This window comes from Micromonospora sp. NPDC000668 (assembly GCF_042897975.1).
Taxonomy (GTDB): domain Bacteria; phylum Actinomycetota; class Actinomycetes; order Mycobacteriales; family Micromonosporaceae; genus Micromonospora.
Map to the genome: position 1 here is coordinate 640,832 of NZ_JBIAYP010000003.1, position 11,925 is coordinate 652,756.

Here is an 11,925-nt window from a genome sequence, read left to right on the forward strand (position 1 = left end):
CTGGGGCGTCGTTCACGTGTTGCGCAGGCCGCAGCCCACTCGTCCGCGGTGGTGGGGGGGGGGGGGGTCCGCCGCCGGGGGGGGCGGGCCGGGCCCGCCGCCGACGACCCGTCAGATCTTGGCGACCTGGTTGAAGTTGAGCTCCACCGGCGTCTCCCGACCGAAGATCGACACCAGCACCTTGAGCTTCTGCTGGTCGGCGTTGATCTCGCTGATCGTGGCCGGCAGCGATGCGAAGGCACCGTCGGTGACGGTGACCGAGTCACCCACCTCGAAGTCGAGGACCTTGATCTCGGGCTTCGCCTTCTTCTGCTCGGTCTCGATGGCCGGTGCCAGCCACTTCAGCACCTCGTCGAGGGAGAGCGGCGCGGGCCGGTCGGCCCGGTCGGTCGCGCCGACGAAGCCAGTCACACCCGGGGTGTTGCGGACACACGAGTAGGACTCGGCGGTCAGCTCCATCCGGACCAGGATGTAGCCCGGGAAGACCTTGGCCTGGACCTGGGACCGCTTGCCGTTCTTGACCTCGACTTCCTCCCGGGTCGGCACCTCGACCTGGTAGATGAAGTCCTCCATGTCGAGGCTCGTGATCCGGGTCTCGAGGTTGGTCTTGACCTTGTTCTCGTAGCCGGCGTAGGAGTGCACCACGTACCAGTCGCCCGGCGCGTAGCGCAGCTTCTGCCGCAGCTCGGCGACCGGGTCGTACTCCTCGTCCGGCGCGGGCTCGGTGGTTGGGAACTCCGGCTCGCTGGCGGCCTCAACCGACTCGTCACCAGCCGCCGTCGCGACCGTGGACTGCTCGTCCACCGGTCCGGCGGTCTCGTCGTACTCAGGCACGCTCGCTCACTTCCGTCACTATCGGCTCTGGAGTCAGCCGGTCAGCTCGAGTTGCCGAAGACAAACAGCACGACCTTGGCGAACCCGTAATCCAGCACGGCCACGATCGTCAGCATCACCGCGACGAACGTCACCACCACCGCGGTGTAGGTCAGCAACTCCTTGCGCGTCGGCCAGATGACCTTACGCAGTTCGGCCACGACCTCGCGGAAAAACCGGGCGATGCGCCCGAAGACGCCCACCCGACCGGTTTCGGACCGGGTGGTCGGTCGGCTGTCCGCCGACTCCGCCCGGGCACGGGACCGCGTCGCGGTGCCTCCCCGGGAGACCGGCTCGTCCGCGCTGGTGGCGTCGTCGTCAGCTACCTCGTCGACGACCTCGTCGTCCAGACGATCGTCGCCGGCGTCCTCGCCGCGCCGCTTGTTGTCGGCCACTTCGCCCTCCGTCGCGGAAATCTCGGGTCGCACGCCGGGCGGCGTGCGCGGCGCTGTTCACGCCGGCCGGACCAACCGTCCCGCGACGGGCCGCGGCCGGTGGATCAACCGGGGGCCCGATACCTCGGGACCACCCCGCCAATGCCACCACCACGGGCCGGACGCCGCCATCTCGGCGGCGCGACCCACGGGAACGGTCAGGCCTGAGGCGCAGGGGTGACAGGACTTGAACCTGCAGCCTGCGGTTTTGGAGACCGCTGCTCTGCCAATTGAGCTACACCCCTGTGCGGCAACACTCGCCCCACGCGGCCACAGACGACCGAGCAGGGGTCACTTGCCCCACGGCGGACCAGTGTACGGGTAGCCGCTCGACTTTCCCAACCGGTCTCCCCGCCACGCGTGGCGGGCCTGACTCAACGCTTCGTACGGATGGTGGCGCGGGCCTGTGAGAGCACCTTTTCGCCGAGGCAGGTGGCGGTCACATCGAGCCGGGTGAGGCCGTCCTCGGTCACCTCACGGACCACCGCGGTGACCTCGATCTCGGTCCCCTGGTCGTCGTCGGGGACCACCACCGGCCGAGTGAACCGGACGTTGTAGTCGACCACCGCGTCGGGCGCCCCGGCCCACTCGGTGATCGCCCGGCCGACCAGCGCCATGGTGAACATGCCGTGCGCGATCACCCCGGGCAGGCCCACCTTGGTGGCGAACCGATCGCTCCAGTGGATCTGGTTGAAGTCACCCGAGGCACCGGCATAGCGGACCAGGTCCGCGCGGGTCACCTGGAAAGTCTTGGCTGGCAGCTCCATCTCACGCCTCCCCGCGTACGACGATCTTGGACCAGACGGCGACGACCGGCTCGCCGGCGACGGTGCTGACGTCGGTGCGGGTGGTCAGGAAGCCGTGCCCGCCCCGGGTGCTGACGTCCTCGATGGTGCTGGCGCAGACCAGCTCGTCGCCGGCGACCACCGGCCGGGTGTACGCGAACCGCTGGTCACCGTGTACCACGCGGCTGTAGTCGACGCCGAGCTCCGGGTCCTCGACGATCTGACGGCTGGCTGCCATCGTGACGACCACCGGGAAGGTCGGCGGAGCGACCACGTCCGGGTGGCCCAGCGCCTGGGCCGCCGCCGGGTCGTGGTGGGCGGGATCGGTGGCGCCGATGGCGGTGGCGAACTCACGGATCTTTTCTCGGCCCACCTGGTAGGGGGCGGTCGGCGGATAGGTCCGGCCGACGAAGGAAGGGTCCAGAGACATGCCGCGAACCTACACGGAAACACAATCGCCGATCTGCTCGGTCGGCGGCGGTGGAACCGCGCCAGCCCGGTCAGATCGGCGATCGGAAAGCTTCAACGGTGGCCGGCGTTGGAGCCGGCCGCAGGTCAGCGGGTCTCGCGGTGGACCGTGTGCCGACCGTCGCGCGGGCAGAACTTCTTCAGCTCGATGCGGTCGGGGTCGTTACGGCGGTTCTTGCGCGTGATGTAGTTGCGCTCCTTGCACTCCACACACGCCAAAGTGATCTTCGGCCGGACATCGGTAGCCTTCGCCACGGCGGAGTGCCTTCCTCGCTAACGGAAACAACTACGACGCGCCAGCCTAGTCGCTGACAGCGCGGACATGCAAAGTGGGCGCCAGTGGCGCCCATCCCCACGACCACCGGAAACAAGCCCGGAAGACGAGAGTAGCGGTGGCCGGACTTGAACCGGCGACACAGCGATTATGAGCCGCTTGCTCTACCATCTGAGCTACACCGCCGTGGTGGGTCCAGCTGAACCCTCGAGCCCCCTTACGGAATCGAACCGTAGACCTTCTCCTTACCATGGAGACGCTCTGCCGACTGAGCTAAGGGGGCCTGCGCGATCTCCCCGTGGGGCGCGCAGAAGTAAGAGTACACGGCCCGGCTCGGCAGGTGAAATCGGATCCCCGGAGATCGTCTACGCCCAGTTCAGGGCACGACACGAAGGCGGGGAAGCTCTCCGACGGAGATCGTTTCCGGGTCGGCCTGGGCGCCGAACCAGGCCGCCAGCCGCTCGTACGGCAGCGGTCGGCTGAACAGGAAGCCCTGCCCGATCTCACAGCCGATGTCCTGGAGCAGCTCCAGGGTCAGCTCGCTCTCCACGCCCTCGGCCACCACCGCCAGGCCGAACTGCTGAGACAGGGTCACCACCGCGTTGACGATGGCCAGGTCCCCCGGATCGGTCGCCATGCCCTGCACGAAGGAGCGGTCCACCTTCACCTCGTGGACCGGCAGCCGCCGCAGGTGGGCCAGGGACGAATCACCGGTGCCGAAGTCGTCCACCGACAGCCGGACGCCGAGATCGCGTAGCCGGTGCAGGGTCGGGATGGGTCGGTCAGTGCCGTCCAGCACCCCCGCCTCGGTGATCTCCAGGGTGAGGCTCTGCGCCGGCACCCCGTACTCGGTCAACAACTCCTGCACCCGGTCGGGGAAATGCTGGTCGGTGAGCGTACGGGCGGAGAGGTTGACCGCGACGGGCAGCGGAAGGTCGGCCTCGGCCCAGTCCCGGCTGCGCCGCAGCCCCTCGCGGAGCACCACCTCGGTGAGCCGGCTCAACTGGCCGGTGTGCTCGGCCACCGCGACGAAGTCCTCCGGGGCGACGGTGCCGTGCGTCGGGTGCTCCCACCGGGCCAGGCACTCGACACCGACCAGGCGACGCTCCCGCAGCGTCACCTTGGGCTGGAAGTAGACCTCCAGCTCGTCCTGGTCCAACGCTCGGCGCAGGTCGCCGGCGAGGCCCAGTCGGCGCAGCGACCGCGACTCCAGCGCCGGGTTGAACAGCTGCACGCTGCCCGGTACCGATTTGGCGGCTGTGGCGGCGAGGTCGACCCGGAGCAGCAGGGTGGCCGCGTCGCTGCCGTGATCAGGGTGTACGGCCACCCCGACGGCAGTGTCCACATCAAGGGTGAGCGCGTCGAAGACCATCTCGTCACGAATCTGGTCGCGCAGTTGGCCGGCCAACTCCAGCGCCGCGTCGGCGTTCTCCAACCGCAGCGTCACCAGGAACTCGTCGCCACCAACCCGGCCGACCAGAGCCGACGACGGCGCGCTGGCCCGCAACCGGTTGGCGACCTCGGCGAGCACCTTGTCCCCGGCCGCGTGACCGAGGGACTCGTTGACCTGGCGCAACCCGTCGACGTCGAAGAGCAGCAGCGCCACCACCTCGTTGGGTGCGCCGATCTTGACCGACTCGTCCAGCGCGCCGGTGATCCGCCGCCGGTTGGGCAGCCGGGTCAGAGCGTCGTGGTACGCGTCGTGCCGCAGTCGATCGACCAGCCGGGAATTCTCCAGCGCCACAGCGGCGTGCGCGGCCACCGTCTCGAAGATGGGAATGTCGCCGGGGGCGAAGTGGCCGATGTCGCTGAGCCGGTTCGCCACCTCCAGGGTGCCGATCACCGCCTGCCCGGAGCGCAGCGGCACCACAATCACGTCCTTGATCTCGCGGGCGCTGATCTCGCCGCGTAGCGCACTCTCGTCACCCAGCAGACGGCCCATCGACAACGTCTTCGCCAGGTCCCGCGCCCGCTCCCGCAGTATCGACGGGGTCGGGGCAACATCGAGCAGCCCTGGCGTGTCGACCCGGGCCGTCAACAGCACCTCGGGGTGCCGGCCCTGGGCGGGCAGCCAGAGGGTGGCGGACTCCGCCTGCATGAGGGCACGGACCCGGTCGAGCAGGACGTCGGCCAGCGACCCGTCGGCACCGCTGGTCGTGATCAACCGGGCCAGGTCGTACATCCCGGTCAGGGTGCGGTGCTGCCGGAAGAACTGGGCGTAGGACCGGTAGACCAGGGTGAGTGCGGCGAAGAGGGCACCCAGCAGCAACGCGGACCACCAGGTCTGGTCCAGAGCGATCAGGACGAGCAGACCGACGGACGCGTTGATCGAGGTGGTGAGGAGCACCGACGGAGTGGTCCGCAGGGCTTCCCGGCCGGCCTGCCAGCCCTGTAGCAGCACGTGCACGCCGACGACAGAGGCGAGGCTGACCAGGGTGATGGTGTTTACCGCGAGGAAGAGACTGCCCCAGGTGCCGGGGCCCACGCCCTCCAGCGGGGGCAGTCGCAGGAGAAGCAGGCTGGCCAGCGACGTGGCCGCGGCGGCCCTCGCGACGTTGAACCAGAACTTCGCTGGCGCGAAGCGCTGCGAGGCGCTCCAGATCAACGAGGCGACCGTGTAGATCAGGATCACGGTCAGCGGTGGCAGGAAGAACAGCCCTACCACGAGTGGGATCTCGGTGAGCGTCACGCCCACGGACTGCCGACGGACGACGAAGTTCAGCACCGGAATGCTGATGCCGGCCATCGCCAGGAAAATCAGGAACGCCAGCCCCCACTCCCCGTAGGGATGGTCGGAGATGACGCTGATCGCGGTGCAGGAGAGGATGGCGACCAGTGCCAGCGGGCCGGTGATTAGCCAGGCGTGGTCCGTGGACTTGCGCCGTTGGTCACGCCTGGCCATACCGCTCCCTCTGAAAGACGCCGCCCGTGGGTGCTGCCCTCATGGGCGACGACCCGCGAGGCTACCGGGAGGCGTCCACGCCCCAGACGACATCACCCAACCCCGCACCCCAAACGACGTCAGTCAGCTGAGCGCTACCTGCGCCGGGAAGGAAATCGGTGCCGAGCAGTCCTCCGAGGACAGCGGCGAGCACGAGGAGCGGGCCAAACAGTCGACCCAGTCTTCGACCAGACATGTTTGCTCCTGTCGGGGAAGTGTCACAGGGATGGTGGAGGTTCCACGATCGTGCCACACGGTCGGTACGCCGAAAAGCGGTGAGTGTGGGACCGGTCCGAGCGTTGAGAAGGTTGCCCCCTTCGGCCCAGTCTCCCGCGACGTGCCGGGCCAGATCAGGGCTGCTTCCTGCGACTTCAGCGCTTCACACAGCGCTTGATACGACCTTCAGCACAATTCACCCACGCCGTTCGGCTTCCGCCGGCGTGATCACGTGCAGTCGCTCTCCGTGACGGATCTGCTGGCCTGGAAACGCGCCGATGCGAGCCGAGACATCGACCACCATACCCGCTTACCGCCTCGACACAAGAAGCCGGACGCGACGAGTGGCACCAACCGCTGACGCCTCCATTGCACCGCTGGAAAATTCGGCGACAGTGGGGACGCGCCGGCAGATCATGTACGGGTGCCCGGTCACGATGCGCTCGCTCGCCTCCAGGGCGCCGCCGTCTTCTGGAGTATCGGGTCGGGCAGCGCAGCCCAGGTGATCGAGGCCGCCTGCGACTGCCTCACGGCAGGCATGGACAGCCCGACCCTCCGGATCCTCGCCGGCATCTCGCCCGTGAAGGGCAACGAGAGTGACGAGTTGCGGCGATGGCTCGACGTCGCTCTGGCGGAGCACTCCCTGACCTACCACCAGGAGGGCAGTCACGAGGGTGCGGAGGAAGCGCTTCGGATCATGGCCCGGCGACTGCTCGCAGAGACCATCGCGCCTCGCGATCTCACGTCCTGGGCGTACAGCTTCATCACGTACGAGGGCACTCCCCGGGCAGCCGAGTTGATCGCCCTCGACAACGCGTACGAGTACGTGGACGCCGTCCATGACGGGAACCTTTACACCGCGAGCGTGGACATCGACGCGGACGTCATCGCCGAAGCGCGGCGCCTGGTCGGCGACACCACCGGCGAGAACAGCTGATCGACGACTGCGGGTTGCCTGTCAGGTGTTCCGGCATCCGCCCACCCGTTCACTGGGATGAAGGATCACAAGCTGGGTGGCGTACCCGAAGCGGCGAACGTCCTCACGGCCTGGAGCAGGCGGTCGAGGAAGGTGGACAGGTCCGGAGCCGCCACGTCAAAGTGCGGGTTCTCTGAGGTGTAGATGCCGGCGAGGACGAGGCCCGGCGGGAGGCAATAAATCGGTGATCCGGTCGGCATAGCCAGCCCGTACTGCAGGCCGCCGCCGTCGCTGGCGAACACGACCACGTCGGCGTCGTGGCGGCTGCGCTTTCAAGATCATGCGCGACGGGCGTCACGGGATTGATGCCGAGGCGGCAAGCGCCCGGTGAGGAACCCGAGTGCCACGCGCTGACTTCGCAGCCCTCGCCTGTGACCTCCATAGGACTGACCAGGAGGGTCAGGCGCGAACCGGAGCGGGCTCAGGATTCCCGCAGCGGCCGGAACGCGGCCCGAACCTCGGCGGAGAAGAGCTCCGGCTCCTCCCAGGCGGCGAAGTGGCCGCCGCGGTCGGCCTCGTTGAAGTACGCGGGGTCGGGGTAGACCGTCTCGACCCAGCTGCGCGGGGCAGCCCAGATCTCCTCGGGGAACGTCGTGAAGCCAACCGGAACCGAGACCGGCGGAGGAGCCTGGCCGGACGCACCGGCTGCGGCCAGGAACCGTCCGAATTCCCAGTACCACCGGGCGGATGAGGCGCCGGTGCCCGTCAGCCAGTACAGCGTGACGTTGTCGACGATGGTGTCCCGGGTGAGACCGCCCACCGGCTTGCCGTCGACGAGCGCGCGGGAGATCTTGTAGTAGCTGTCGGTGTCGTGGTCGAACATCCAGGCCGCCAGCCCGACGGGTGAATCCAGCAGGGAGTAGCCGATCGTCTGTGGCCGGGTGGACTGCTCCAGGAAGTAACCGAAGCCGTCCATCATGAACAGGTTGAGCGCGTCGTGCGCCGCGCGTTCCTGCTCGGACTTCGCCGGCAGTTGGTCCTTGATACCGATCGCCCCGGCGAGCAGGTTGACGTGGATGCCGAGCAGCCCCTCGGGTGCTTGACGGCCCATCGCATCCGTGACGGCGGCACCCACGTCACCCCCCTGGGCGACGTAGCGCGTGTAGCCGAGGCGGGCCATCAGCTCCGCCCACGCTTGTGCGATGCGGCCGTTCTCCCAGCCGAGCTCGGTCGGCTCGCCCGAGAAGCCGTAGCCCGGCAAGGACGGCAGCACCAGATGGAATGCGTCCTCGGAGGTGCCGCCGTGCGCGGTCGGGTCGGTGAGCGGGCCGATCACCCCGAGCAGCTCGACGACCGAGCCCGGCCAGCCGTGCGTCATGATCAGCGGCAGGGCGTTCTCGTGCTGCGACCGCACGTGGATGAAGTGGATCTCCACGCCGTTGATGTTGGTCGTGTACTGCGGCAGGGCGTTCAGCTTCGCCTCGAACGCGCGCCAGTCGTGATCGGTCGTCCAGTAGCGGGCCAGCTCCTGGACCGTCGCCAGCTGCACGCCCTGAGAGCGATCGGTGACCAGCTCGCGGCTGGGCCAACGGGTGGCCGCGATCCGGCGACGCATGTCGGCAATCGCTTCTTCCGGTATGTCGAGCCGGAAGGGACGGATTTCGTTGTCGTTCGACATGTTCTCCACCTGCCGGATCGGGTCGGCCGACGCCGGGGCGCCGGCGGGGCTGGCACGCGCCCAGTCTCGCAGCGGCCCGGCGACCGGCGGACCGAAATGCGAATTCGCGCTCGGGTCCGGCTCGGACCGGTTTACTGACTTCTGTCGTGGAAAGTGCGCCGGTCACGGTGGCAGTCGCCATTGGCCGCACTGAGGCGGAACTGGCCTTCGGTCTGTTGCACAGCCGGCCTGCGGGCGGCGCGACGTACATCGCGGGCGGCGTCGGTGGGCAGGAGCCGCGGCTGCGATGGCGGCTTGACGCGGACCTGACCGGCGAGCCCGGATTCCAGGTCGTGCAGCGCCGTCAGACCGAGGGTTCAACGGCACCCATCACGAGCTGACGCCTAGATCGGGCTGGACGCCCGTGGACTCCACGAGAAAGACCCCGGAGCGCGTTTCCGCAGCTCACGGGGCCGTCTCTGCACCTGGTGGCGGGTAGAGGATTCGAACCTCTGAAGCTTTCGCGACGGATTTACAGTCCGCTCCCATTGGCCGCTCGGGCAACCCGCCAGGGCACCCCACCGCGTCGCAACGCGGCGGCGGAAGCAAGGATAGCGGCTCACCCCACCCCCGTCGCAACCGGGTACGGTCAGGGGGTCGTGCCGCTGGTCGGTGGCCGACGGCAGGCCCAGACCTCCGGACAGCAGGAGTAGAAGCATGGCAGCGAACCCGTCGTTTGACATCGTGAGCAAGGTTGATCGCCAGGAGGTCGACAACGCCCTCCGCCAGGCGGAGAAGGAGCTCGCGACGCGGTTCGACTTCCGCGGCACCGGTGCGGAGATCTCCTGGTCGGGTGAGGAGGCGATCGGCCTTCAGGCAGAGACCGAGGAGCGGGTACGCGCGGCGCTGGACGTGTTCAAGGAGAAGCTGGTCAAGCGGAACATCTCGCTGAAGTCGCTGGACGCCGGCGACCCGCGCCCGTCCGGCAAGATCTTCAAGATCGACTGCAAGGTGATCCAGGGCATCGAGACGGACAAGGCCAAGGCGATCAGCAAGAAGATCCGCGACGAGGGCCCCAAGGGTGTGCAGGCTCAGATCCAGGGCGACCAGCTGCGGGTCACCGGCAAGAAGAGGGACGACCTCCAGGCGGTCATCTCGCTGCTCAAGGGCGAGGACTTCGGCGTGGCCCTCCAGTTCAACAACTACAGGTAGGACAGCAGGGGAATACTGGGGCCGGCCAGAAAGATCATTTAGCCGGACGCCACGTCCCGAGGCTAATCTGTCCGCTTTTTACCGGTGAGTGGTCGATGAGAGTTCTGGCTATGCTCCCCGGTCATGAGCGAGACGGTTCCCCAGCTTTCCCCGCCAGCAGCTCCCACCGAGGCCGAGTCCCTGCTGTCAGTCCTCGAGCGCAACCGGCGGACCTTCGCCTGGAAGACGTCGGGGCTGGACGAGAAGGGCCTGAGCGCGACCACCGCCGCCAGTGCGATGACTCTCGGCGGCCTCGTCAAGCATGTGGCCCTGGTCGAGGCGGACTGGCTGGCTGTCAAGCTCGCCGGACAGGACTACGGAGCCCCGTGGGACGCCGTGGATTTCGACGCCGACCCTGACTGGGAATGGCGCACCGGGGCGCTGGACTCGCCGGAAGATGTCTACGCGGTGTGGCGAGACGCTGTCGAGCGGTCGCGCGAGCTCGTTGCTGACGTCATCAAGGAGCGCGGGCTGGACGGCCCAGCGTCCTTCACCTGGCCAGACGGCCGCACCCCCACCGTCCGGGACATGTTGTTGGACATGGTTGAGGAGTACGCACGCCACACCGGCCACGCCGACATCCTCCGTGAGGCAGTGGACGGCCGCGTGGGTGAGGGCGCGCCCCCGGACTTCACCGTCTAACCGTCTGCGTGCGGTAAGACCGGGTGGCGCCCTCACTCGCCACCCGCAGGACTTTCCTCGGTCTGACGAGCGTCTTCTACAGCCTCAAGCACCAGCTTCCGGCGATCCTGGCCAGCGGGGGCGGTTCCGTCGTCAACAACGCCTCCGTGGTCGGTGTGGCCGGCGATCCGACGGCCGTCGCGTACTCGGCCGCCAAGCACGGCGTCGTGGGCCTCACCCGCTCCGCGGCGCTCGACGTCGCCAAGCAGGGCGTGCGGGTCAACGCCCTGGTGACGGGCCTGGTGGACACCCCGCTCTGGCGCAACTTCACTGCGGCCAACCCGGATGCCGCGAACGACCTCCTCAGCCAGCAGCCGAGCGGCAGAGCAGCCGGGGAGGACGAGGTCGCCGCCTTCACGGCGTTCCTCCTCAGCGACGAGTCCGCGTTCATCAACGGTGCGGCCCTCGCGATCGACGGTGCACTGACCGCCCGCTACTAGAGCCTCCACATCCGGGCCCGGCCCCGCACCCGGCGGTCCGGGCCCGCGCTGACCCCGCCCAGATTGGGCGCGGCAGGTGACTCAACCGACTGCGGGGTTGCATCCGGTACCCGGGTACGGGCTTACCGTCAGGTGGTGAGCGACCGACACCCAGCGGCGGACGACACGTGGGTCCCCGACTCCTGCCGCCTGCCCACGGCCGAGCTGCCTCTCCGCCTCGCCGAGTTCGACCGGTTCTTCGCCGAGGCGGTTCTTCGAATCGAGCGGCCGTCCGCGCAGCGGCTGCGGCTGCACCTGGTCGGCACGGCGGAGGCCGAGCGCGGCGCCCGGGACCTGACCGCGCGCGAATCGGCGTGCTGTTCGTTCTTCACCTTCGACGTCACCCGCACCGGCCCGGACGCGGTGACCGTGGACGTACAGGTGCCGGCCTCGCACGTCGGCGTCCTCGACGGCCTGGCCGAGCGGGTGCGGCCGGGCGGCGCAGCCGGGGCGGCCGGGGCGTGGCTGCGGAGCGGTCAGCTGGCCGGCGCGGCGGGGGTGAACCCGCAGACGCTGCGCTACTACGAACGTCGCGGCCTGCTCGCCGCACCGCGGCGGTCCCCCGGCGGACACCGGCTGTACCCGGCGGAGTCGGTCACCCGGCTGCGGATCATCAAGACGGCGCAGCGTCTCGGCTTCACCCTCGGCGAGGTTGCCGAGCTGCTCGACGCCGAGCGGCGCCGACACGACCGCGGTGTCGGCCTACCGGCGCGGGCCACGGCCAAGCTGGCCGAGGTGGAGCAGCGGCTGGCCGACCTGACGGCCGTCCGAGACTCCCTGCGGGCGGCGATCTCCGCCGGCTGCGACGACCTGATCGCGTGCGCCGGCAGTTCCTGCTGCCCCCTGCCGTTCCCGGACCCACCGCCGGTCGATGCGACCACCGCCCGATCCCGCCGAGACCCCGGCTAGGGGCGACGCGCCAGGAAGCCGGGTCGCCGCGTCCGGCGGGT

The 11,925-nt window shown here is 68.9% G+C and carries 14 protein-coding genes and 4 tRNA genes; 6 read left to right on the plus strand and 12 right to left on the minus strand.

The features are described 5' to 3' along the window. Positions 1–111: 111 nt before the first annotated feature. The 9 genes from nusG to ACFY29_RS19260 form a co-directional block, all read right to left on the minus strand. Positions 112–834, minus strand: a complete 723-nt coding sequence (nusG, locus tag ACFY29_RS19220) for a transcription termination/antitermination protein NusG (protein ID WP_328420569.1) — start codon at positions 832–834, stop codon at positions 112–114. Positions 835–875: 41 nt separating this feature from the next. After that, positions 876–1,268, minus strand: coding sequence for a preprotein translocase subunit SecE (gene secE, locus ACFY29_RS19225; protein ID WP_328420571.1), 393 nt, complete (start codon positions 1,266–1,268; stop codon positions 876–878). A 211-nt stretch (positions 1,269–1,479) separates the two neighbouring features. Beyond that, positions 1,480–1,552: transfer RNA gene (locus ACFY29_RS19230), tRNA-Trp, on the minus strand. Positions 1,553–1,681: 129 nt separating this feature from the next. Then, entirely contained in the window at positions 1,682–2,074 is a 393-nt protein-coding gene (locus tag ACFY29_RS19235) for a MaoC family dehydratase (protein ID WP_328420573.1), read from the minus strand. 1 nt (position 2,075) lies between these two features. After that, positions 2,076–2,522: a MaoC family dehydratase N-terminal domain-containing protein gene (locus ACFY29_RS19240; protein ID WP_328420575.1), complete on the minus strand. Its 447-nt coding sequence runs from the start codon at positions 2,520–2,522 to the stop codon at positions 2,076–2,078. 125 nt (positions 2,523–2,647) lie between these two features. Further along, positions 2,648–2,815: a 50S ribosomal protein L33 gene (rpmG, locus tag ACFY29_RS19245; protein WP_007073056.1), complete on the minus strand. Its 168-nt coding sequence runs from the start codon at positions 2,813–2,815 to the stop codon at positions 2,648–2,650. 132 nt (positions 2,816–2,947) lie between these two features. Continuing rightward, positions 2,948–3,020: transfer RNA gene (locus ACFY29_RS19250), tRNA-Met, on the minus strand. A gap of 24 nt (positions 3,021–3,044) precedes the next feature. Continuing rightward, positions 3,045–3,117 (minus strand) — tRNA-Thr (locus tag ACFY29_RS19255). Positions 3,118–3,210: 93 nt separating this feature from the next. Then, positions 3,211–5,736, minus strand: coding sequence for a bifunctional diguanylate cyclase/phosphodiesterase (locus tag ACFY29_RS19260; protein ID WP_328420577.1), 2,526 nt, complete (start codon positions 5,734–5,736; stop codon positions 3,211–3,213). 679 nt (positions 5,737–6,415) lie between these two features. Here ACFY29_RS19260 and ACFY29_RS19265 point away from each other — a divergent pair. Continuing rightward, positions 6,416–6,928 carry a hypothetical protein gene (locus tag ACFY29_RS19265; RefSeq protein WP_386987836.1) on the plus strand — a complete coding sequence of 171 codons (513 nt, stop codon included), beginning with the start codon at positions 6,416–6,418 and terminating at the stop codon, positions 6,926–6,928. 65 nt (positions 6,929–6,993) lie between these two features. Here the strand turns inward: ACFY29_RS19265 and ACFY29_RS19270 are convergent, their stop codons facing one another. Continuing rightward, complete coding sequence (locus tag ACFY29_RS19270) at positions 6,994–7,215, minus strand: hypothetical protein (RefSeq protein ID WP_386987839.1); 222 nt, start codon at positions 7,213–7,215, stop codon at positions 6,994–6,996. A gap of 173 nt (positions 7,216–7,388) precedes the next feature. Then, entirely contained in the window at positions 7,389–8,585 is a 1,197-nt protein-coding gene (locus tag ACFY29_RS19275) for an epoxide hydrolase family protein (protein ID WP_386987842.1), read from the minus strand. Between the two features lie 146 nt (positions 8,586–8,731). Between ACFY29_RS19275 and ACFY29_RS19280 the strand changes: the two genes are divergently transcribed. Then, the gene (locus ACFY29_RS19280) at positions 8,732–8,965 is read left to right on the plus strand and encodes a hypothetical protein (RefSeq protein ID WP_386987845.1); all 234 of its coding nucleotides are present in this window, start codon (positions 8,732–8,734) and stop codon (positions 8,963–8,965) included. Between the two features lie 85 nt (positions 8,966–9,050). Here the strand turns inward: ACFY29_RS19280 and ACFY29_RS19285 are convergent. Further along, positions 9,051–9,134, minus strand: a tRNA-Tyr gene (locus tag ACFY29_RS19285). Positions 9,135–9,281: 147 nt separating this feature from the next. Here ACFY29_RS19285 and ACFY29_RS19290 point away from each other — a divergent pair. From ACFY29_RS19290 to ACFY29_RS19305, 4 genes are all read left to right on the plus strand, one after another. Beyond that, the gene (locus tag ACFY29_RS19290; protein WP_328420594.1) at positions 9,282–9,776 is read left to right on the plus strand and encodes a YajQ family cyclic di-GMP-binding protein; all 495 of its coding nucleotides are present in this window, start codon (positions 9,282–9,284) and stop codon (positions 9,774–9,776) included. 123 nt (positions 9,777–9,899) lie between these two features. Next, entirely contained in the window at positions 9,900–10,457 is a 558-nt protein-coding gene (locus ACFY29_RS19295) for a DinB family protein (protein WP_386987848.1), read from the plus strand. Between the two features lie 23 nt (positions 10,458–10,480). Further along, positions 10,481–10,936, plus strand: coding sequence for an SDR family NAD(P)-dependent oxidoreductase (locus ACFY29_RS19300; RefSeq protein ID WP_386987851.1), 456 nt, complete (start codon positions 10,481–10,483; stop codon positions 10,934–10,936). A 135-nt stretch (positions 10,937–11,071) separates the two neighbouring features. Next, entirely contained in the window at positions 11,072–11,884 is an 813-nt protein-coding gene (locus ACFY29_RS19305; RefSeq protein WP_386987854.1) for a MerR family transcriptional regulator, read from the plus strand. Positions 11,885–11,925 lie beyond the last annotated feature (41 nt).

Excerpts from the sequence above, each read along its gene's own strand:
- ACFY29_RS19235 (WP_328420573.1), bottom strand. The coding sequence starts at position 2,074 with ATGGAGCTGCCAGCCAAGACTTTCCAGGTGACCCGCGCGGACCTGGTC.
- ACFY29_RS19240 (WP_328420575.1), bottom strand. The coding sequence starts at position 2,522 with ATGTCTCTGGACCCTTCCTTCGTCGGCCGGACCTATCCGCCGACCGCC.
- ACFY29_RS19260 (WP_328420577.1), bottom strand. The coding sequence starts at position 5,736 with ATGGCCAGGCGTGACCAACGGCGCAAGTCCACGGACCACGCCTGGCTA.
- ACFY29_RS19275 (WP_386987842.1), bottom strand. The coding sequence starts at position 8,585 with ATGTCGAACGACAACGAAATCCGTCCCTTCCGGCTCGACATACCGGAA.
- ACFY29_RS19290 (WP_328420594.1), top strand. The coding sequence starts at position 9,282 with ATGGCAGCGAACCCGTCGTTTGACATCGTGAGCAAGGTTGATCGCCAG.
- ACFY29_RS19295 (WP_386987848.1), top strand. The coding sequence starts at position 9,900 with ATGAGCGAGACGGTTCCCCAGCTTTCCCCGCCAGCAGCTCCCACCGAG.